Source organism: Pseudomonas sp. FFPRI_1, assembly GCF_055384485.1.
On the sequence record NZ_AP029168.1, the window covers coordinates 6,317,392 to 6,335,984 of the forward strand.

Annotated in this window: 15 protein-coding genes; 4 read left to right on the forward strand and 11 right to left on the reverse strand. The window is 62.7% G+C overall.

Going from position 1 to position 18,593, the window contains the following annotated elements; translation table 11 throughout:
* Positions 1-2: 2 nt before the first annotated feature.
* The 4 genes from ptsP to treP form a co-directional block, all read right to left on the reverse strand.
* Entirely contained in the window at positions 3-2,546 is a 2,544-nt protein-coding gene (gene ptsP / locus ACZ5BO_RS28165; protein WP_464697100.1) for a phosphoenolpyruvate--protein phosphotransferase, read from the reverse strand.
* A gap of 60 nt (positions 2,547-2,606) precedes the next feature.
* Complete coding sequence (locus ACZ5BO_RS28170; protein ID WP_464697101.1) at positions 2,607-3,830, reverse strand: carbohydrate porin; 1,224 nt, start codon at positions 3,828-3,830, stop codon at positions 2,607-2,609.
* 134 nt (positions 3,831-3,964) lie between these two features.
* Entirely contained in the window at positions 3,965-5,614 is a 1,650-nt protein-coding gene (gene treC / locus ACZ5BO_RS28175) for an alpha,alpha-phosphotrehalase (RefSeq protein ID WP_464697102.1), read from the reverse strand.
* Between the two features lie 83 nt (positions 5,615-5,697).
* Positions 5,698-7,140: a PTS system trehalose-specific EIIBC component gene (gene treP / locus ACZ5BO_RS28180; protein ID WP_025129578.1), complete on the reverse strand. Its 1,443-nt coding sequence runs from the start codon at positions 7,138-7,140 to the stop codon at positions 5,698-5,700.
* 229 nt (positions 7,141-7,369) lie between these two features.
* Between treP and treR the strand changes: the two genes are divergently transcribed.
* Entirely contained in the window at positions 7,370-8,074 is a 705-nt protein-coding gene (treR, locus tag ACZ5BO_RS28185; protein ID WP_464697103.1) for a trehalose operon repressor, read from the forward strand.
* 16 nt (positions 8,075-8,090) lie between these two features.
* On the opposite strand, the gene ACZ5BO_RS28190 is transcribed toward treR, so the two are convergent.
* The 7 genes from ACZ5BO_RS28190 to ACZ5BO_RS28220 form a co-directional block, all read right to left on the reverse strand.
* The gene (locus tag ACZ5BO_RS28190; RefSeq protein WP_025129577.1) at positions 8,091-8,612 is read right to left on the reverse strand and encodes a helix-turn-helix transcriptional regulator; all 522 of its coding nucleotides are present in this window, start codon (positions 8,610-8,612) and stop codon (positions 8,091-8,093) included.
* Positions 8,613-8,617: 5 nt separating this feature from the next.
* On the reverse strand, positions 8,618-8,896 hold the full coding sequence (locus ACZ5BO_RS28195) for a hypothetical protein (RefSeq protein ID WP_025129576.1): 279 nt from the start codon (positions 8,894-8,896) through the stop codon (positions 8,618-8,620).
* A gap of 264 nt (positions 8,897-9,160) precedes the next feature.
* Positions 9,161-10,045, reverse strand: a complete 885-nt coding sequence (locus ACZ5BO_RS28200; protein ID WP_464697104.1) for a M24 family metallopeptidase — start codon at positions 10,043-10,045, stop codon at positions 9,161-9,163.
* A gap of 148 nt (positions 10,046-10,193) precedes the next feature.
* Positions 10,194-11,771: a glutamine-hydrolyzing GMP synthase gene (guaA, locus tag ACZ5BO_RS28205; protein ID WP_025129574.1), complete on the reverse strand. Its 1,578-nt coding sequence runs from the start codon at positions 11,769-11,771 to the stop codon at positions 10,194-10,196.
* A 104-nt stretch (positions 11,772-11,875) separates the two neighbouring features.
* On the reverse strand, positions 11,876-13,345 hold the full coding sequence (gene guaB / locus ACZ5BO_RS28210; protein ID WP_025129573.1) for an IMP dehydrogenase: 1,470 nt from the start codon (positions 13,343-13,345) through the stop codon (positions 11,876-11,878).
* Positions 13,346-13,537: 192 nt separating this feature from the next.
* Positions 13,538-14,086: a hypothetical protein gene (locus ACZ5BO_RS28215; protein ID WP_025129572.1), complete on the reverse strand. Its 549-nt coding sequence runs from the start codon at positions 14,084-14,086 to the stop codon at positions 13,538-13,540.
* Positions 14,087-14,219: 133 nt separating this feature from the next.
* On the reverse strand, positions 14,220-14,990 hold the full coding sequence (locus tag ACZ5BO_RS28220) for a sulfite exporter TauE/SafE family protein (RefSeq protein ID WP_025129571.1): 771 nt from the start codon (positions 14,988-14,990) through the stop codon (positions 14,220-14,222).
* Between the two features lie 102 nt (positions 14,991-15,092).
* On the opposite strand from ACZ5BO_RS28220, the gene ACZ5BO_RS28225 reads away from it, so the two are divergent.
* From ACZ5BO_RS28225 to ACZ5BO_RS28235, 3 genes are all read left to right on the forward strand, one after another.
* Positions 15,093-15,989: a LysR family transcriptional regulator gene (locus ACZ5BO_RS28225; RefSeq protein ID WP_464697106.1), complete on the forward strand. Its 897-nt coding sequence runs from the start codon at positions 15,093-15,095 to the stop codon at positions 15,987-15,989.
* 150 nt (positions 15,990-16,139) lie between these two features.
* Complete coding sequence (gene xseA, locus ACZ5BO_RS28230; protein ID WP_464697107.1) at positions 16,140-17,519, forward strand: exodeoxyribonuclease VII large subunit; 1,380 nt, start codon at positions 16,140-16,142, stop codon at positions 17,517-17,519.
* Positions 17,520-17,522: 3 nt separating this feature from the next.
* Positions 17,523-18,344 (forward strand): M23 family metallopeptidase, encoded by an 822-nt coding sequence (locus tag ACZ5BO_RS28235; RefSeq protein ID WP_025129568.1) that lies wholly within the window; start codon positions 17,523-17,525, stop codon positions 18,342-18,344.
* Positions 18,345-18,593: the final 249 nt, after the last annotated feature.

The following is an 18,593-nucleotide window of genomic DNA, read 5'->3' on the forward strand; positions in this document are numbered from 1 at the left end:
CTTCAGCTCTCCAGAACCGGTGAAGCGGTGGCCACAGCGGCCTGTTGTTGATGCAGGTATTCACGCACCTGCGCAGCGTCTTCCAGTTCGACAATACCGGCGGCCAAGGCCTGGCACTGGGCCAGATCCAGCTCGCGCACCCGTGCCTTGATGGCCGGGATCAGCGGCACGCTCACCGACAGCTCATCCACGCCCAGGCCCAGCAACAAGGGCACCGCCAGGACCTCCGAGGCCAGTGCGCCACAAACGCCGACCCATTTGCCGTGGGCATGGGCCGCCTGCACCGTGCTGGCGATCAGGCGCAGGACCGCCGGGTGGAAGCTGTCGGCCTGGCTGGCCAGGCGCGGATGGTCCCGGTCCATGGCCAGGGTGTACTGGGTCAGGTCGTTGGTGCCGATGGAGAAAAAGTCCACCTCCGGGGCAAAGCGATCCGCCATCAGGGCTGCCGAAGGCACCTCGATCATGATGCCCAGCTTCGGTCGCTCCGACAGCCCCAGGGCCAGGACCTCTTGATCAAGGATCTGCCGCGCCTGGCGCAGCTCCGCGAGCTGGCTGACCATGGGCAACATGATGTGCAGCCGTGCCTGCCCGGCGCTGGTGAGTATCGCCCGGAACTGCTCCCGCAGCAGTTCGGGACGCTCGAGGCACAGGCGGATACCACGCAGACCGAGGAAAGGATTGGCCTCGCTGTCCATGGGCACATAGGCCAGGGGTTTATCGCCACCGACATCCAGGGTCCGTACCACCAGATTGCGCCCGGGGCCCAAGGCGCGGGCAATCACCTGGTAAGTACCGGCCTGCTCTTCAAGGCTCGGGGCGTGACTACGGTCCTGGAAGAGGAACTCCGAACGCAACAGGCCGACGCCTTCGCCTCCCAGTCTCATTGCCTGCTCGGCCTCCGCCAGGGACGCGATGTTGGCCGTGACTTCCAGATGATGGCCATCACGGGTCACCGCAGGAAGCGTCGCCTGTGCCAGGTCCTGCTGCTGGCGCTGGCGTTGCTGCTGGCGCTGGGCATCGAGTTGCTGGAGCAATTGCGGGTCCGGATCGGTATGCAGCTCGCCACGCTCGGCATCCAGCAATACCCGGGTACCGTTGGCCAGGGCCAGAACCTGGGGCGACAGGCCGCAGATCGCCGGCAGGCCCAGGGCCCGGGCGAGGATCGCCACGTGGCTGGTGGCGCCCCCGCCGACGGTGGCAAACCCCAGCACCTTGGCCGTGTCCAGGCTGGCGGTCTGCGAGGGGGTCAGTTGCTCGGCAATCAGAATTGCCTGGTCCGGCAAGCTCAGGACATGCTCCTGCACCCCGAGAATCAGCTTGAGCACCCGTTGGCCGACGTCCGCCAGATCCACCGCGCGCTCAGCCAGCAGCGCACTGCCCAGGCCCTTGAACAGCTCGGCGGTGACCTCGATGGCACGGCTCCAGGCAAAGGCGGCGCTCTTGCCGGTGACAATCAGGGCTTCGGCCTGCTCCAACAGGCTCGGGTCGTCGAGGAGTTCCTGGTGGGCACGGAAGATTTCCTGCTGTGCTTCACCCGGGGCATTGTCCCGCAGCCGTTGCAGGCCCCGGAGCGCCTCTAGCAAGGCCCGCTCAAGAATTTCGCGCTCCTGCTCCGGGTTCGCCGCCAACTCGCTTATCTGCAGGTGTTGCTCAGCCACCTGGACCACCTGGCCGACCGCCGAACCCGGTGACGCACAGACACCCCGCAGAACCGTCTCCAGCGACTCATCCCGCGCCGCTACTGGCTCAGGACTCGGCGCCGCAGCACTGCCTTTCTCGCCACAACCCGAGACCAGCAGCGCCACCAGAACCTGGATCGCCTGCTCGGCATCCGCCCCCGCAGCACTGACCTGCAAGACATCGCCCTGCACCGTCTGCAACGCCATGATCGACACCAGGGACTTGGCATTGGCCGAGTCCTGGCGCCGGTGCAGGCAGATATTCGCGGCAAAGCCCTTGGCGGCCTGGGCCAGCAACGCCGCCGGACGTGCGTGCAGCCCCTGGGGGTTGCCCAGGACCAGCGGTTTGGAAAACAGCGCCTCTGCTTCAGCGCCTTCGGCCTTGGCCCCCTCCTCTGCGAAGGCGGGCTCGATCTGCAACACTGGCTGTCCCAGTTCCACCAGCAGGCTGCCGGACACCAGCCCCGTCACTGCCTCGCCACTGACCACCAGCATCAGGGTCAACAGGCTGCGCGCGTGCCGGGCCAGATAATCAGCATCGAACTCGATCAGCGGCTGGCCTGCCGAGACCTGCTGACCCTCCTCGACCAGACAGGTGAAGCCCTTGCCCGCGAGGTTCACTGTGTCCAGCCCGATGTGCATCAGCACCTGCTGGCCCTGTTCACCCGTGATGCTCACCGCATGGCCGCTGTGCTGCAGGTTGCTGACCACTCCGGACAGAGGTGCGCAGAGGGTCTGGGAAGTCGGGTCGATGCACACGCCGTCGCCGATCACCCGGCTGGAAAACACCGGGTCGGGCACCTGCTCCAGGGGCAGTAGCACCCCGGACAGGGGCGCGAGCAATTGCAAAGGTTGGGTTATGGCCATGACGTCACCTGCTAATGATTCCTTGAAGTGCCGATGGAGCGCGAGCCCCGACAGCATCGCTTATTTCCACCAGTACTCGACCTGCAAACCGACGTTCGCACCGTGCCGCGCGGTGCCGAAGACACCACTGTCAGACAGCGCGGAGCCGGCCGCCAGTTCGTTGGCCGCGCGTTTGGCGGCCTCGTTCCAACTGGCATAGGTGTAATACAGGCGCACCTCGGGCCGCGCCCAGAACTCCGGCCCCTTGGGTGACCAGGTGGGCGCGAAGGTGAACTTGCTGAGTTTGCGGGTGCCCCCGGGCGCCTCCACCTGATCATGACCAAACTCGGTCACCAGCTTGAACTGTTCGGTGATTGCATAGGCCGGGCGCACCCCCAGGGAGATCCAGTTCTGGTCCTGGCCGTCGGGGCGGATGTCCTTCTGATAGACCGCCTCTACCTGGCCGCCAAAGCGCGGGGTGACCTGCCAATCGAAGAACTCCACCAGGCGATAGCTCTTGTTGCCGTCATCCAGGTAGGGATTGCCGGTGTAGCCCAGGCCGGTACCGGGCCCCTCACCGTATTGCAGGGCCAGTTTGTTTTTGCCGCCGAAAAAGTCTTTCTGCACATGCTGGGTGGTGATCGCCCAGCCATTGTGGGCACCACGGCGATCGGGCTTTTCCAGGTAACTCAGGCCCAGCTCCAGCTCGCCGCCGGGGTTGGTCTGGAAACCGGCAACGTTGAAGTCATGACGGCTCACGGCCTGCTTCTGGTAGAGGTTGTCCTTGCGGGAAAAGGCGTAGCTGTATTTCAGATCGCCGATGCGCACGTCCTCGATGCCGCCGCCGGTGGCACTCTGGTTCCAGTAGTAGAAGTCAGAGATATGGATATCGTTACGCTTGTAGTAACGGCGCCCGGCCCACAGCGAGCCGCCATTGAGGCTGGGCAGGTTCGACCACTGGGCGTACATCTGCGGCATGCGCGCCGAGCCGTTCTCGCCCTGGAAAGTCAGGTTGCGGTCGTAGCGGTTGTAGAGCGAGGCCATGCCGTCGACGCTGAGTACCGAACCGTCCTCCAGGGTGTACAGGTCCTGGCGCAGCTCAAGCTCGGCGTACTGCTCGCACTCGTTGCCCAGGCGGTACTTGGAGGGCGCGCCAGGTAGCTGAAAGCAGGATTGCGGGCCGCTGTTGACCGAAGTGCCAAGGCCGCTGCGCAGGTAGCCGGCGAACTCCAGGGCCAGGGCCGGAAAGGGCAATGCCAGGCACAGGCAGGACGCCGCCAGGCCGCGATTTATTGTTGTTTTCATAAGCCACCCCATTATTTTTATTGTGATATTTCGATCCGCAGAAGCCGGCTGGCCGACGAACGAAGCCCTGCGCTGTATCTGCAACAGCGCATTCACGGCAGACGGAAACCGCCCGGCAGCTTCTGCGAGGATTGTCAGCAGTCGGTCAGGTGCAGGACGAAGGACTCATAGGGCCGCAGCAGCAAATGCCGGCTGCGGGCGCCATCACCCGGGTAGTTGCTGATCAGCAGACGCTGCTGCATGCCCGGGTCGATGACCTCCTGCGGCAATTCAACCTCGCACGGCGAACCGTAGAAGTTGTTCACCACCAGCAGTCGCTCGCCCTGCCCTTCCCGTACGTAGGCCCAGACCTGCGGATGCTCGGGCAGCAATTGGCGATAGACGCCGTGCTGGATCAAACCCTGCTCACGGCGCAACGCGATCAATTGGCGATAGTGGTGCAGCACTGATTGCGGGTCGTCGAGCTGTGCCTGGACATTGATCTGGCCAGCGTTGGCCGCGACCTCGATCCAGGGGGTACCGCTGCTGAAACCGGCATTGGCCCCGGCATTCCACTGCATTGGCGTACGCCCGTTGTCCCGGGACTTCTGCTGGATCGCCGCCATGATGGCCTGCGGCTCTTCACCGGCCTCGCGCTTGAGGCGGTAGATGTTCAGGGTCTCGACGTCGCGATACTGCTCGATGCGTTCGAAGTGAGGATTGGTCATGCCCAACTCTTCGCCCTGGTACACGAAGGGCGTGCCCTGCAGCAGGTGCAATGCGGTGGCCAGCATCTTCGCCGACACCACCCGGTGTTCGCCGTCGTCGCCAAAGCGCGATACCACCCGGGGCTGGTCGTGGTTACACCAGAACAGTGCATTCCAGCCGCCGCCGGCCTGCATGCCGCACTGCCAGTCGGAGAGGATGCGCTTGAGTTCAAGGAAGTCGAAATCGGCCCGCAACCACTTCTGCTGATTGGGGTAATCCACCTTCAGGTGATGGAAGTTGAAGGTCATGGACAGCTCCTTCGACTCCGGGTTCGAGTAGCGGATGCAGTGTTCCAGGCGGGTGGACGACATCTCGCCGACATTCACCAGGTCATGGCCGGCGAACACTTCCCGATGCATTTCCTGCAAGTACTCATGAACGTTCGGGCCGTCGGTATAGAAGCGCCGGCCATCACTCTGGTCCTCGGGAAAATCCGCCGGCTTGGAGATCAGGTTGATCACATCGAGACGGAATCCGCCCACCCCCTTGTCCCGCCAGAAGCGCATCATCTTGAACACTTCGGCGCGCACCCGGGGGTTGTCCCAGTTGAGGTCGGCCTGGGTGTGGTCGAACAGGTGCAGGTAGTACTGGCCGGTCTGCGCTTCGTATTCCCAGGCCGAGCCGCCGAACTTGGACTCCCAGTTGTTGGGCTCATCGCGCCAGATGTAGAAGTCCCGGTAGGGGTTGTCCAGGCTGCTGCGGGCCTGCTGGAACCACTCGTGCTCGATGGAAGTGTGATTGACCACGATGTCCAGCATCAGCTTGATGCCGCGCTTGCCGGCTTCCTCGATCAGCCGTTCGCAGTCGGCCATGCTGCCGTAACTGGGGTCGATGGCGTAGTAGTCGCTGATGTCATAGCCGTTGTCCCGCTGCGGCGAGCGCAGGAATGGGGTCAGCCACAGGCAGTCGACCCCGAGCCACTCCAGGTAGTCGAGCTTGTCCACCACCCCCAGCAAATCGCCGGTGGCCTGGCCTGAATGGCTGTGAAAACTCTTGGGGTAGATCTGGTAGATCACCGAACGCTGCCAGTCTTGCATTGCAAATTCCTTTGAAAATGACGCGGCCTTGACTAACGCCCCGCCTCCGGGCGACGAGCCCGGAAGCCGAAGGGCCAGGGACTTCAGGCCACGCGGTAGCCAGGACGGATGATCTTCATGCTCAGGCCGCAGGTCAGGACGAAGGGCACGACCAGGGCGATGACCATGCCGATCACGAACATCGGGATGTACTGCGGGATGATCGAGATGAACCCCGGTAACCCGCCGACGCCGATCGCCGAGGCCTGGACCTTGTTCAGCGAGAGGAAGATGCTGCCCAGCGCCGAGCCGATCAGGGCCGCGTAGAACGGGAACTTGTAGCGCAGGTTGACGCCGAACATCGCCGGTTCGGTGATGCCGAAATAGGCCGAAATGGCCGAGGTCGAGGCCATGCTGCGGTCCCGTGCGTTGCGGCTCATGGTGAACACCGCCAGGGCCGCGCTGCCCTGGGCCAGGTTGGACATGACGATCATCGGCCAGATGAAGGTGCCGCCCTGGGTCGAGATCAACTGCAGGTCGACCGCCAGGAACATGTGGTGCATGCCGGTGATTACCAGCGGCGCATAGAGCAGGCCGAAGATCGCGCCACCGATCATCGGCGCCAGGTCGAACAGGTTGACCACGCCTTCGGTGATGAGGATGCCCAGGTGGCGGGTTACCGGGCCGATGATCGCCAGGGCCAGCACCCCGGTGACCACGATGGTGGTGATGGGCACCACCAGCAGGGTGATGGCATTGGGCACCCGGGCCCGCAGCCATTTCTCGATCACGCTCATCACATAGGCGGCCAGCAGGATCGGCAGGATCTGCCCCTGATAGCCGACCTTTTCGATCTGGAACAGGCCGAGGATGTCGAAGTACGGCAGGCGCTGGCCGTCCAGCCCGGCCACCGCCTTGCCGTAGTTCCAGGCATTGAGCAGGTCCGGGTGCACCAGCATCAGGCCGAGGACGATACCGAGGATTTCACTGCCACCAAAACGCTTGGCCGCCGACCAGCCCACCAGGGCCGGCAGGAACACAAAAGAGGTGTTGGCCATCAGGTTGATCAGGCTCCAGAGCCCGTCCAGATCCGGGTAGGCCTCGAGCAGGGTCTGGCCCTGGATGAACATGCCCTTGGCGCCCAGCAGGTTGTTCACCCCCATCAGCAGGCCGGCAATGATCAGGGCTGGCAGGATGGGCATGAACACATCGGAGAACACCCGCACCAGACGCTGCATCGCATGAGCCTTCTGTGCGCCCTTGTGCTTCACGTCGGCAATGGTCGAGGCCGCGAGGCCGGTCTGCTGGCGCAACGCCGCATAGACCTTTTCCACCTCGCCGGGGCCGATCACTACCTGATACAGCCCGCCAGTGAAGAACGAGCCCTTGACCAGGTCGATCTGGTTCAGGGTGGCGCTGTCGACCCGGCTCGGGTCCTTGAGGGCCAGGCGCAGGCGGGTCACGCAGTGGGCGGCCTGTTCGAGGTTGTCAGCGCCACCGAGGCTGTGCAGCAACTCGCTGGCGATCGTTGAATAGTCGTGGCTCATGCTCGTTCTTCCACCTGAGTTTTTTGTTATTGGCAGCACGCCGAGGGAGGAAACTACTCGTCTGTACGAGTTAAATCAACAACTCGTACAGACGAGTTAGGATTTTTCTTCCGCCAACGCCCTGCCCCGCCCTTTTCAACTCGCGAACCACACGCCTGCCGCATGGACAAATGTACCGTCCAGCCCTTAAGGTGCCTGCCTTGAGCACAGTCCGGCACAGAGCCATTCCATGAGCAAATACAACCAGATCTACAGCGATCTGCTTGCCAGCATCACCACCGAACGCCTGGAGCGCGGTGCCCGCCTGCCTTCGGAAAGCGAGCTGATGGAGAGTTATCAGGCCAGCCGCGGCACTGTGCGCAAGGCCATCGAACTGCTCCAGGAGCGCGGCTTTGCGCAGAAGATCCACGGCAAGGGCACCTTCGTCCTCTCGCCCAACCCCATCGAGTTCCAGCTGGGCGGCATCGTCAGCTTCCAGGAAACCTACCCACGGCTGGGGGATGACGTCAGCACCGAAGTGGTGGAGTTCAGCCAGTTCCCCCTGCAAGGCGCATTGAGAAACCACCTGCAGGCAGAGGAAGGCAGCCTGGTCACCCGGATCAAGCGGGTGCGGCGCATCGATGGCAAGCGGGTGATTCTCGACATCAACCACTTCGTTGCCGAACTGATCCCGGGGCTGGACCGGCAGATCGCCGAGCACTCGATCTACGCCTACATCGAACAGACCCTGCAACTGAACATCAGCTATGCCCAGCGCACCATCGAGGCTAGCCCGCGCAGCAAGGACGACCAGCAACTGCTCGACCTGGACGGCCAGAGCCATGTGATCGTGGTGAGCAACCAGACCTTTCTCCAGGATGGCCGGCAGTTCGAATACACCGAATCACGGCACACCCTGGACAAGTTCTACTTCTCGGACGTGGCCCGGCGCTAAGCCCCGTCCCTCCCCGTCAGCCCAACAGGGCCACCAGTTCGCCGCTCAAGGGGCCGATGCGCTTCGACTCCTTGGCGGTGTTCACCTGCTGTGCCACCCGCGCCACCTCGATCACCGGGTGCTTGAGGGCGTAGCCGCCCTTGCTGTCCAGCCAGCTCAGAACCTCCGCCAGATGCCACAGCGAGGTACTGCCCTCATGGATCGCCAGGGGAAAGCTCTCGGTGTGGGCGAGCATCAGCTTGCGCATGTTCTGCCGCGACACGCCGACTATTTCGGCAATCTCGCTGAGGCCGACGACATCCGGGCTGGCCTCCACCAGCCGCGCTTCGGGGATGATCCGCTTGATATCCGCCAGGGCACTGAGCAGCGCCGCCTCGGCGCTCTCGGCTTCGCGGCTGAACTCCAGGGCCAGGCGCCCGGCCAGGCCGGTGCCCACCAGGGCGTCGGTGCACCCCGCCGCACCGAGGCGCTCCACCAGTTGCAGCGGATCACAGCCCTCCAGCGGCAGCAGGTAGTTGAGGGTGAACAGGTATTCCATGGTGCTTACTCCTTGCGGGCTGCCGGCGCCTTGGCCCCACGCAGCTGGTTCAGGGTGCAGTTGTCGATCACCCGACATAGCGCCCGGGCGTGCTGGGTCGAATTCTTCGGCGTGCGCCAGACACTGGTGATGCAGAACTCGCCACAGCGGCACACTTCGTTGTTGTACGGGCAGTAGATCCGGCCCCAGGCATGACCACCGCCAACCTCGATGCGCCAGCCCTGCCATTCGGCGTAGCGCAGGGCCATTTCAATGTCCTTCTTGGGATGAATTGCACGAGCCATCCATAGCCTCCAGTATCACCAGCCAAACAAGGTTGTCAATCGACAACCAAGAACAATCCGATCAACGCCGCTCAGCAGATATTGCGCTGCAAGGACAAAACACTGAGATGCAAACGAAGGGTACACGGCGCCCCCGAGGCTAAACGGGGCAATGTCTTTCCCGGTATTGCCTGAGCGCGAAAAAGCCGGGGTTTCCAATACCTGGACATACAAATGGCGATCCACCCCAGGTGCGATCGCCATTTGTATTGCCACGCAGAGACATCAATCGACAAATCGGCTGAGACGCTCCGCTCCCTCCTCCGTCACTCGGACCATGGCACTGACCACCACCCCGTCGCACCGATCGTGAGCGACCACATTCCAGCCATTGGGCATCACCCGGACCTGTGGGGTTCCGGCCTTGGCCAACACTTGAACATTCAATACCTGGCCGGCCACCATGGGTTCGCAATGCCCCTCAACGCGGTAACCCAATACCTGAGGCGCCTGGATCCGCTGCCTGCCCATACCATGACCGCAGTATTCAACCACTGCACTGAATCCCTGGGCATCCAATACCTCCTGGATCGCACTGCCGATGGCCCCCAGCGACTCACCACCGCGTACCTGTCGCAAGCCCTGCTCCAGAGCACTCTTGGCAGCGCTCAGCAAACGCCGTTGTTGCTCATTGGCACCCGGCGTGGCAAAGGTCCAGGACTGCGCACCATAGCCCTTGCGGGATGACACCATGACCTCGACCTTGACCAACGCACTGGCCGGCAAGAGCTTCTCCGAGGGCAGGCAACTGATCAGCTCTGCATTCACCGAAACAGGAACGGCCGCGGGGTATCCCTTATAGCCCACCAGCGCAGGCAGCAACTGACGGCTATCGAGTTGCTGGAGCACATGTTCCTGAATCTCCAGACGCGACACCCCCTCCACGATAAGCGGCTTGAGCGACAGCAGAATCTCCGTCACCTCGCCAGCAAGACGCCTCTCTTCAGCCACAAGCTCCTGCTCCGGCAAGGCACCGATCAGCGCAAAAGCCTCGCGATTGTCCGCGGCAAAGCGATCAAAACGCGACAATGGCGGTGTCTTCACGCTCGGCAGTTCCGGCGTTTCTGCCGCCAACCCAAAGGTTCGCAGCAACTTGCCAAACACACTCATCTCAACCTCCCTATTCGATGACCGCCTCATAGGGCCGCCGGCTTTCTTTAACAAAAAGGCCCCTGATCTTGCGATCAGAGGCCTTCTTAACGGACTAGAAAACGCCCGTCCGTTTCACCACAGCTTCACAAACGTAAGGCTGCGCGAATCATTCCCACTCGATGGTCGCCGGCGGCTTGCTCGACACGTCGTAGGTGACGCGGGAGATGCCTTCGATCTCGTTGATGATGCGGCCGCTGACGGTTTCCAGCAGCTCGTAGGGCAGGTGCGCCCAACGGGCGGTCATGAAGTCGATGGTTTCCACGGCACGCAGGGCCACGACCCAGGCGTAACGACGGCCGTCGCCCACCACGCCGACGGATTTCACCGGCTGGAACACCACGAAGGCCTGGCTGACCTTGTGGTACCAGTCGGCCTTGCGCAGTTCTTCGATGAAGATGTGGTCGGCGCGACGCAGCAGGTCGGCGTATTCCTTCTTCACTTCACCGAGGATACGCACGCCCAGGCCCGGGCCCGGGAACGGGTGACGGTAGACCATGTCGTACGGCAGGCCCAGTTCCAGGCCCAGACGACGGACTTCGTCCTTGAACAGCTCGCGCAGCGGCTCAACCAGCTTGAGGTTCATTTCTTCCGGCAGGCCGCCCACGTTGTGGTGCGACTTGATCACGTGGGCCTTGCCGCTTTTCGCGCCAGCCGACTCGATCACGTCCGGGTAGATGGTGCCCTGGGCCAGGTACTTGATGTTTTCCAGCTTGCAGGATTCGGCATCGAACACGTCGATGAAGGTGCGGCCGATGATCTTGCGCTTCTTCTCCGGGTCGGCTTCGCCGGCCAGGTTACCCAGGAACTGCTCCTCGGCGTTGGCGCGGATCACCTTGACGCCCATGTTCTCGGCGAACATGGCCATCACTTGCTCGCCTTCGTGCAGGCGCAGCAGGCCGTTGTCGACGAAGACGCAGGTCAGTTGGTCGCCGATGGCCTTGTGCAGCAGGGCCGCGACCACCGAGGAGTCAACGCCGCCGGACAGGCCCAGCAGGACGTTGTCGGTGCCGACCTGGGCACGGATCTGGGCAATCGCGTCTTCGGCGATCTTCGACGGCGTCCACAGTGCTTCACAGCCGCAGATGTCGAGGATGAAGCGCGACAGGATGCGGCCGCCCTGCTTGGTGTGGGTCACTTCCGGGTGGAACTGCACGCCGTAGTAGCGCAGGTCGTCGTTGAACATGCCGGCAATCGGGCAGCTCGGGGTGCTGGCCAGGATGTGGAAGTCTTCCGGCATCTTGGTGACCTTGTCACCGTGGCTCATCCATACGTCGAGGCCGAACAGGCCGTCGGCGTCGACGTGATCCTCGATGCCGTCCAGCAGGCGGCTCTTGCCGACCACATCAACCCGGGCATAACCGAATTCACGCAGCTCGGAACCTTCAACCTTGCCACCCAGTTGCTCGGCCATGGTCTGCATGCCGTAGCAGATGCCGAAGACCGGAACGCCCAGGTCGAACACCGCTTGCGGGCAGCGAGGGCTGTTGGCTTCGTGCACGGACTCGGGGCCGCCGGCGAGGATGACGCCTTTGGGAGCGAATTCGCGGATCGCTTCGTCGTCCATGTCGAACGGATGCAGTTCGCAGTACACGCCGATCTCGCGCACGCGGCGGGCGATCAGCTGGGTGTACTGGGAACCGAAGTCGAGGATCAGGATACGGTGAGCGTGAATGTCGAGGGCCATGGTCAGTCTCGTCTAATTTCAGAAACGACACGGGGCTGAAAAACACAGCCCCGGTTACTAAATTCGTCAATCGCCTCCGGGCCTGGGCCTGGAGGCGATCACTATCAACCTACGCGATAGTTTGGCGCTTCCTTGGTGATCTGCACGTCATGGACGTGGGATTCAGCCATGCCGGCGCCGGTGATGCGGACAAACTCCGGCTTGGTGCGCATTTCTTCGATGTTGGCGCTACCGGTGTAGCCCATGGAAGAACGCAGGCCACCCATCAGTTGGTGGATGATCGCGGTCAGGGTGCCCTTGTACGGCACACGACCTTCGATACCTTCCGGCACCAGCTTCTCGGCACCCGCGGAGGAGTCCTGGAAGTAGCGGTCGGAAGAGCCCTGGGCCTGGGACATGGCGCCCAGGGAACCCATGCCACGGTAAGCCTTGTAGGAACGGCCCTGGAACAGTTCGATCTCGCCCGGAGCCTCTTCGGTACCGGCGAACATCGAGCCCATCATCACGCAGGAAGCACCGGCGACGATGGCCTTGGACAGGTCACCGGAGAAGCGGATGCCGCCGTCGGCGATCAGCGGCACGCCAGTACCGACCAGCGCCGCTGCAACATTGGCGATGGCGCTGATTTGCGGCACGCCAACACCGGCAACGATACGGGTGGTGCAGATCGAGCCTGGGCCGATACCGACCTTGACGGCGTCGGCGCCGGCTTCAGCCAGGGCCTTGGCAGCAGCGCCGGTGGCGATGTTGCCGCCGATCACCTGCACTTCAGGGAAGTTCTCCTTGACCCAGCGAACGCGGTCGATCACGCCTTTGGAGTGACCGTGGGCAGTGTCCACCACCACCACGTCGACACCGGCATTGACCAGTGCAGCAACACGATCGCCCGTGTCCTTGCCAGTACCAACAGCAGCGCCGACGCGCAGGCGACCCTGGTCGTCCTTGCTGGCCAGTGGGTAGGCCTTGGCTTTTTCGATGTCGTTGACGGTCATCATGCCCTTGAGGGCGAAGGCGTCGTCGACGATCAGTACGCGCTCGATGCGGTGCTTGTGCAGCAACTCGCGGACGGCGGTCTTGTCGGCGCCTTCCTTGACCGTGACCAGACGCTCTTTAGGCGTCATCACTTCGCGGACGCTGACTTCCAGGCGGCTTTCGAAACGCACGTCGCGGGAAGTCACGATGCCCACCAGATCGCCGTTGTGCAGTACTGGCACACCGGAAATGTTGTGCATGCTGGTCAGTTCCAGCAGGTCACGCACGGTGGCGTCGGCTTCGATGGTGATGGGGTCTTTGACCACACCGGCTTCGAAACGCTTGACCTTGCGCACTTCGGCAGCCTGCTGCTCGATGGTCATGTTCTTGTGGATGATGCCGATGCCGCCTTCCTGAGCCATGGCAATGGCCAGACGGGCTTCAGTGACGGTGTCCATGGCGGCGGAAACCAGTGGAATATTCAGCTCGATGCCACGGGTCAAACGGGTCTTTAGACTGACTTCATTGGGCAGTACTTCGGAATAACCGGGCACTAGGAGAATGTCGTCGAAGGTGAGGGCTTCTTGGCTGATACGCAGCATCGCGGGGGCTCCCGGGCGGGAAAATGGAAGCGCGCCATTATACTCAGACACCTACCCGGGCTCAATGTAAAACTCTGCCTAATCGCGCTTGAGTGATAGATGGATATCTCACTGCTATCTATAGCAGTCCACTTGCCAGCGAAATGCGCGCCTGAGGCCACTGCTCGGGGGCTTTCGCCGACACACCAGCTCCTAGAGTTCGACCTTGACCCAACTCACCGGCTGATCCAGCCAGTCGGCGAACTCATCGATAAAGCTCTGCTTGAAGCCCGCCTCAGCCCAGTTGTTGAAGATGAACCCCAAGTTGGAAAAACCACACGCCTGCAGGAACAGAAACCCATTGATGTCGTCTTCATGACCGCATTCGGGACAGGTGAAGTTGTCGGTACGTCCTGGCATCCAGTCTTCCAGGCTCTCGAACAGCGCTTCGCCCACTTCCTGGCGGCACTCGGCGCAACCGGCCTCTTCAAGAAAGCCTTTGGCCGGGGTATAGATGCAGCGCTTGGTGATGATCTCCAGGCCATTGATCGGCTCGCCAAAAGGCAGCGCCTCCGGGCGCAGCACCACGTCCCGGGCACCGGCGGCAATGGCATGCCCCATGCGATTGCCGGTACGTCCGCAGGTGCTCAGGGTTTCCTCGACGATGTTCTTGCGCACCAGCCAACGCACAATGGCCCGAGCCCGGGGCTCGTGCACCGGCAAGGTGGAAATTTTCGGGACGAGGATGCTTTGCGAATTCATGGATAGGCCTGAAACCTGTGGGGACAGTACGAACGCTTTCGCCGGCAAGCGGGCGCCTACAGTCAATTGTAGGAGCCGGCTTGCCGGCGAATGGATTTAAAAGGCCCGCAGCTTAATCCCTGAACCTCACAGGTCAAGTGCTCAGGTAGCGCCCGATCAAGGCAACACCACTGGCCAGCACCAACCAGGTCACCAGGCGCACGAAAGCTTCCCGAGACAGCCTCATGGTCAAGCGCCGCCCCACCCACAACCCCAGCGCCATCGCCGGCAACAGGCACACCGCCAACAGCAACAGCGGTAGCTCGGCATAAACCCCAGCCAGGGCGAACAAGCTCAGGCGCACCACGGTGCTGCAACTGATCAAGGCACTCTGGGTGGCTCGCGCCGGGTCCTTGGGCAAACGGCTGTTCAGGTAAATGGCATATAGAAAGCCGCCACTGCCGAACAAGGCGCCAAACATCCCGCCGACAATCCCCATGGGCACCGACCACCCCACTGCCAAGCGGGTGGGACGCGCCTTAACCCACAAGCTGTAAACGGCGTAAGCGCTGATGAACAGCCCCATTAACAGCAACAACAGGTCGGACTTGAGGTTGAGCAGAAAGATCACCCCCAAGGTACAACCCAGCGCCATGCACGGCAGCAAGCGCAACAGCTCGGGCTTGGCCACGTCCTTGCGCGACGGCAGCAGGTTGCCGAAAGCGGCGACGAAATCCAGCAATACCAGCAGTGGCACTATCTTCGACAACGGCATGAACAGAATCAGGACAGGCCCGGCCACCAGTGCCGTGCCGAAACCGGCAATGCCAAACACGATATAGGCCAACACGATGCCCAGGCCGATTGCCAGCCAAGCGCCGGCTCCGAAAGACCACTGGTTCAAGCCTTCGATAAACACACTCATCAGCGCGACATCCTCGATCCAATACGCGATGACTTTAGCCAGCCGCGAGCCTTGCGACTAATATCGTCAAAGCCGTCAACTCATCTCAAAAAGGCATACCTAGTGATTTCGACCCGCCAACTGCGCTACTTCGTGGAGATCGCCGAGTGCGGCAGTTTCAGTGCAGCCGCAGAACGCTTGTTCGTCGCCCAGTCAGCCCTCAGCCGGCAGATCAAGGAACTGGAAAGCCAACTGCAAACCCCACTGTTCGAGCGCACCGCGCGCCTGCCCCGGTTGACTGCTGCCGGTGAGGCGTTTTTCCCCAAGGCGCGCAACCTGCTGAACGAGTTGCACAAGGCCAGTGAGCAGGCGACCCAGGTCGGCCAGGGGCAACTGGGCACCTTGCGCCTCAGCCACTCCAGCACCGTGCCCATGAGCGGCCGCCTGCTCAGCGGCATCAGCGAATACCTGCAGCGCTGCCCCGGGGCCTCGATGGACATCGCCAAGCTTTCTTCCGAGGCGCAATTGGCCGACCTTGCCGAGGGCCGTCTGGATGTCGGCCTGCTGCGCCTGCCGGTTCTGCGCCAACGAGAAGGGGTACAGATCGTGCCGCTGTTCAACGAACCCCTGCTGCTGGCAGTGCCACCGAAACATCCACTGGCACTGGACCCACCGCCCGGGGGGGTCGACCTGTCCCGGCTCAGGGAAGAAGCCTTTATCTCGATCCCGCACCCACAACGGGGCGGCTTGAGCTACCTGTCTGCGGAGCTGTGCATGCGCCAGGGATTCTTTCCCAAGGCCGCACGGGTGATGTCGCGCAAGACCACCCAATTGCAGTTGATCCAGGCCGGCTTCGGTATCGCTCTGCTGCCCGAGTCGATGCAGGACATCGCTCCGCCCAGCATCCGCTTCCTGCCCCTGGCCGACGGTGATTGCCAGAGCACTGTGGCGCTTGCCTGCCGGCAGGACCCGACGCCGCTGGTGGCACAGTTCGTCGAGCATTTCTGCAATGCCCTGTAGCCAGCGCAACAGCTCAGGAACCTGGTACCGGGCGTGCACGCTCTTGGCCTCACAGAGCCATTTCACCCGAGCCAGCGACGAGGGCGGCGGCCACAAGCTTTTACCAATTTGCGTTGTTCCATTCAGAGACAGGCCTTTAAACTGCGCCCCATGATTAAAGATCCCTTTGCACGACTCGGCCTGGATCGCGAGGTCCTCACCGTCACCCAGCTCAACGGCCGCGCCCGGGTGCTGCTCGAGGACGTGTTCAGCAATATCTGGGTCGAAGGCGAGATCTCCAACCTCGCCCGCCCGGCTTCCGGCCATGTGTACTTCACCCTCAAGGACAGCGGCGCCCAGGTACGCTGTGCGCTGTTCCGACAGAACGCCGCGCGGGTCCGCCAGGCGCTGAAGGACGGCCTGGCGGTCAAGGTCCGGGGCAAGGTCTCGCTGTTCGAGGGCCGCGGCGACTATCAGCTGATTCTCGACACTGTGGAGCCCGCCGGTGACGGCGCCCTGCGTCTGGCCTTCGACGCACTGAAGGAAAAGCTCAGCGCCGAAGGGCTGTTCAGTGCCGAACGCAAAGTACCGTTACCGGCCCATCCGCAACGCATCGGCATTATCAGCTCGCCCACCGGCGCGGTGATCCGCGACATCATCAGCGTATTCCGCCGCCGGGCGCCCCAGGTCTGCCTGACCCTGATTCCCACTGCGGTACAAGGCCGCGAGGCCACGGCACAGATCGTCCGCGCCTTGCAACGGGCCGATGCCCGGGGCTTCGATGCCTTGATCCTGGCCCGAGGTGGCGGCTCTCTGGAGGACCTCTGGTGCTTCAACGAAGAAGCCGTGGCCCGTGCCGTGGATGCGTGCGTGACGCCTATCGTCAGTGCGGTCGGGCACGAAACCGACGTCTCCATCAGTGATTTCGTCGCCGACGTCCGCGCACCTACGCCCTCCGCCGCTGCCGAATTGCTGGCCCCGGATTCCAGCGACCTGCAACGCCGGGTCGACAGCCTGCATCGGCGCCTGGTCATGCGCATCCGTGATCGGTTGATGCGCGAGCGCCTGCGCCTGGATGGCCTGGCCCGGCGCCTGCGCCATCCCGGTGAGCGACTGCGCCAGCAAGCACAACGCCTGGATGATCTGGACATGCGCCTGCGCCGGGCTTTCGAGCGCAACCTGAACACCCGCCGCGAACGCCTGATCCGTCTGGAAACCCGCCTCGGCGCCCAGCATCCGGGACGACAGCTGGCGTTGCTGCGCCAACGCCTCGACAGCCTCGCCGAGCGCTTGCCCCGAGCCATGGGCGAAGGTTTGAAAGCCCGACGCATGCAGTTGCAGGCACAGATGCAGACCCTGCACGTGGTCAGCCCCCTGGCCACCCTGGGCCGGGGTTACAGCATTCTGCTGGATGACCGTGGCCAGGCCATCCGCTCGGCCGGGCAGACCCGCAACGGTCAACGCCTCACCGCGCGCCTGGGCGAAGGCGAGCTGCAAGTCCGGGTCGAAGACAACCACCTGACGCCTGTCACCCTTTCTCTACTGGATTGATCCATGCCACGTTTTCTCTGTTCCCTGCTGTTGCTGTGCCTGGCCTGCAACGCCAATGCCGACAGCTACATCACCCGCCAACTGAACAAACCCGTGCCCGGGGGCGTAGCGGTCGTGGATCTGGGCAGCGCCGCCCAGGCACCCAAGGCCAGCTACCTGGGCAAGCCGGTACTGGTGGTGAAAGAACAGAACAACTGGCTGGCGATTGTCGGCATTCCCTTGACGGTCAAGCCCGGAGCCCAGCAGATCAGCGCTGGGGCGCGCAACCTCGGCTTCACGGTCGGCAACAAGAAGTACCCCGAACAGCGCATCACCCTGAAGAACCAGCGCCAGGTCAACCCGAACCCGGCCGACCTCAAGCGCATCGACGGTGAACTGGCAGAGCAACTGCGCGCCTATCGCAGTTTCAGCGCCAACACGCCCAGCAACCTGCTGTTGGACAAGCCGGTGAACGGCCCGCTGTCGAGCAAGTTCGGGGTGCGTCGCTTCTTCAATGGAGAAGAGCGCAACCCTCATTCAGGCCTGGACTTCGCCGTGCCGGCAGGCACCCCGATCAAGACTCCGGCCGCAGGCAAGGTGATCCTGACCGGCAACTACTTCTTCAACGGCAACACCGTGTTCGTCGATCATGGCCAAGGTTTCATCAGCATGTTCTGCCATATGTCGAAGATCGACGTGAAGGTCGGTCAGTCCCTGGCTCGCGGCGCCGTGGTAGGCAAGGTGGGCTCCACCGGACGCGCCACCGGCCCCCACATGCACTGGAACGTCAGCCTGAATGATGCACGGGTCGATCCGGCGATCTTCATCGGTGCCTTTCAGCCCTGACCCGCCGGCACCCGCCCCTCAATAAGCCCCTCACCGACAGGTCGCCCGGGTAGGTCTTGGCTACCTCCCGGCTCTTGACGGGATTGCGCAGGCCATCACGACTGCGCAATCGCTGATATTCTTTCGGGTAATACCCAGCATAAAATCTCGATATGGTTTCCATTTCGAGTATTCCTCTCAATTTTTTTCGACTGCTTGCCATCTCCGACCTCAGTGGTTAGGGTTGAGCACATGAAAACCTCTCACACC

Excerpts from the sequence above, each read along its gene's own strand:
- ptsP (WP_464697100.1), bottom strand. The coding sequence starts at position 2,546 with ATGGCCATAACCCAACCTTTGCAATTGCTCGCGCCCCTGTCCGGGGTG.
- ACZ5BO_RS28170 (WP_464697101.1), bottom strand. The coding sequence starts at position 3,830 with ATGAAAACAACAATAAATCGCGGCCTGGCGGCGTCCTGCCTGTGCCTG.
- treC (WP_464697102.1), bottom strand. The coding sequence starts at position 5,614 with ATGCAAGACTGGCAGCGTTCGGTGATCTACCAGATCTACCCCAAGAGT.
- treP (WP_025129578.1), bottom strand. The coding sequence starts at position 7,140 with ATGAGCCACGACTATTCAACGATCGCCAGCGAGTTGCTGCACAGCCTC.
- treR (WP_464697103.1), top strand. The coding sequence starts at position 7,370 with ATGAGCAAATACAACCAGATCTACAGCGATCTGCTTGCCAGCATCACC.
- ACZ5BO_RS28190 (WP_025129577.1), bottom strand. The coding sequence starts at position 8,612 with ATGGAATACCTGTTCACCCTCAACTACCTGCTGCCGCTGGAGGGCTGT.
- ACZ5BO_RS28195 (WP_025129576.1), bottom strand. The coding sequence starts at position 8,896 with ATGGCTCGTGCAATTCATCCCAAGAAGGACATTGAAATGGCCCTGCGC.
- ACZ5BO_RS28200 (WP_464697104.1), bottom strand. The coding sequence starts at position 10,045 with ATGAGTGTGTTTGGCAAGTTGCTGCGAACCTTTGGGTTGGCGGCAGAA.
- guaA (WP_025129574.1), bottom strand. The coding sequence starts at position 11,771 with ATGGCCCTCGACATTCACGCTCACCGTATCCTGATCCTCGACTTCGGT.
- guaB (WP_025129573.1), bottom strand. The coding sequence starts at position 13,345 with ATGCTGCGTATCAGCCAAGAAGCCCTCACCTTCGACGACATTCTCCTA.
- ACZ5BO_RS28215 (WP_025129572.1), bottom strand. The coding sequence starts at position 14,086 with ATGAATTCGCAAAGCATCCTCGTCCCGAAAATTTCCACCTTGCCGGTG.
- ACZ5BO_RS28220 (WP_025129571.1), bottom strand. The coding sequence starts at position 14,990 with ATGAGTGTGTTTATCGAAGGCTTGAACCAGTGGTCTTTCGGAGCCGGC.
- xseA (WP_464697107.1), top strand. The coding sequence starts at position 16,140 with ATGATTAAAGATCCCTTTGCACGACTCGGCCTGGATCGCGAGGTCCTC.
- ACZ5BO_RS28235 (WP_025129568.1), top strand. The coding sequence starts at position 17,523 with ATGCCACGTTTTCTCTGTTCCCTGCTGTTGCTGTGCCTGGCCTGCAAC.